The 1396-nt window shown below is 54.9% G+C and carries 2 protein-coding genes; one reads left to right on the forward strand and one right to left on the reverse strand.

Annotated elements, in window-relative coordinates; all coding sequences use genetic code 11:
- Positions 1-143: 143 nt before the first annotated feature.
- Positions 144-707 (reverse strand): hypothetical protein, encoded by a 564-nt coding sequence (locus tag B7444_RS15195; protein ID WP_007284044.1) that lies wholly within the window; start codon positions 705-707, stop codon positions 144-146.
- Positions 708-905: 198 nt separating this feature from the next.
- Here B7444_RS15195 and B7444_RS15200 point away from each other — a divergent pair.
- A partial coding sequence (locus B7444_RS15200) for a recombinase family protein (protein WP_048855215.1) occupies positions 906-1396 on the forward strand: 491 nt, incomplete at its 3' end.

A 1396-nucleotide genomic window follows, 5' to 3' on the forward strand; every position in this document is an offset into this window, starting at 1 on the left:
CAATGTAGCCAATCTGAATGCTTACCGTCGGAGCCTGAATTTTTAGAGTTTGTGAGGGAGTAGACACAAAAGAAAAGGGCCTCTGGCATACCAGAGGCCCTTTTCTTTAGGACAAGGACAAAGAAACTGAAGTGACTGCTTTCTTAGGCAGCCACCGTCATCGGCTTGCCATTCTCCAGGACCGGCGGGATGCGGTCGAACACTTCCACTTCCTGCGGCGTGACATCCAGCTTCACACCATAGAGCGTGTCGAGGCTGGCTTCAGTGCGGGTCCAGCCACAACCGATCAGGGTCTTCAGCAGAGCCATCGTGTAGATGTATTCCCGAACCGTCTTGCCGTAGGTGTTCATCTTGTGATGGGAGCGCAGACGCTCATCCAGAACCGAGATGTCCTTGCCCTGGCGAACCATAAGCTCCGTCACCTTCAGAACAGCGGATGTTGCCGTCAGCTTGGCTAGGTAAACGCTACCCTGCTTGCGCTCGAACTCCTCGTTAGCCTTCAGGCTGTCAACCTGCTTCTTCAGGGCAACGATCTGATCGACCATACGCAGGTTGGCGTTGTACAGTTCGTCGGCCTGAGCCTGGAGGCTCTTCTGACGAGCAGTTTCGAGGTTGTTCCGCATGCCCTGTGCCCAGGCTTCGTAAGCGGCATTGGTGGCATTCGTGAAACCGGGGGTGAGGCAAACGCCTAGAGCTTCAGTAAGCATTGGTCTGTGTCCTTTCTTATGCTCTGTGAACAACTGCATTTCCTCAAAACAGCTTTTGTGACGGCTCTTTTGAGAATGCTGCCCTAGCCTGGCTCCGAATGACGCTGGGTTTCACAATCCGTCGTTTTTGGAACAGGCTAGGAAAAACGTGTCCTGCTGTTCCGAAAACCTGTTCCGGAACGGAGGGAGGTCCGAAGCATGACACGGTATGGCTACGCACGGGTTTCAACAGGCTACCAAGTCTGTGACGGGCAGGTATCGGCTCTTCAGAAGGAAGGTGTGACCGAGATCGTATTTGATACGGTTTCAGGTAATGTGCCTGCTGCTAGGCGACCGGGGCTTGCTGGTCTGCTCAACCGCCTCAAAGAGGGAGACAGTCTGGTTGTGGCGTGCCTGGACAGGCTGGGTCGTAACACGCTCGACGTCATGGGGCTGGTGAGCAACCTGACAGACCGGCACGTCCGGGTGCGTATTCTTAATATCGGGATTGAGACGGGCACCCCGAATGGTCAGTTGTTTCTGACCATCCTGGCAGGCTTTGCACAGTTTGAACGGGAACTGATCCGCGAGCGGACAAAGGCCGGGCTTACGGCTATCCGACTGGCCGGGAAACAGCTTGGGCGACCACATGTTCTAACAACCCGACAGAGAAAACACGTCAAGGAACTGAGCGCTGCTGGACGATCACT

This window comes from Gluconobacter thailandicus F149-1 = NBRC 100600 (assembly GCF_000964465.1).
Taxonomy (GTDB): domain Bacteria; phylum Pseudomonadota; class Alphaproteobacteria; order Acetobacterales; family Acetobacteraceae; genus Gluconobacter; species Gluconobacter thailandicus.

What these genes read in the sequence shown, in the direction of transcription:
- B7444_RS15195 (WP_007284044.1), bottom strand. Translation starts at nt 707, where the DNA reads ATGCTTACTGAAGCTCTAGGCGTTTGCCTCACCCCCGGTTTCACGAAT.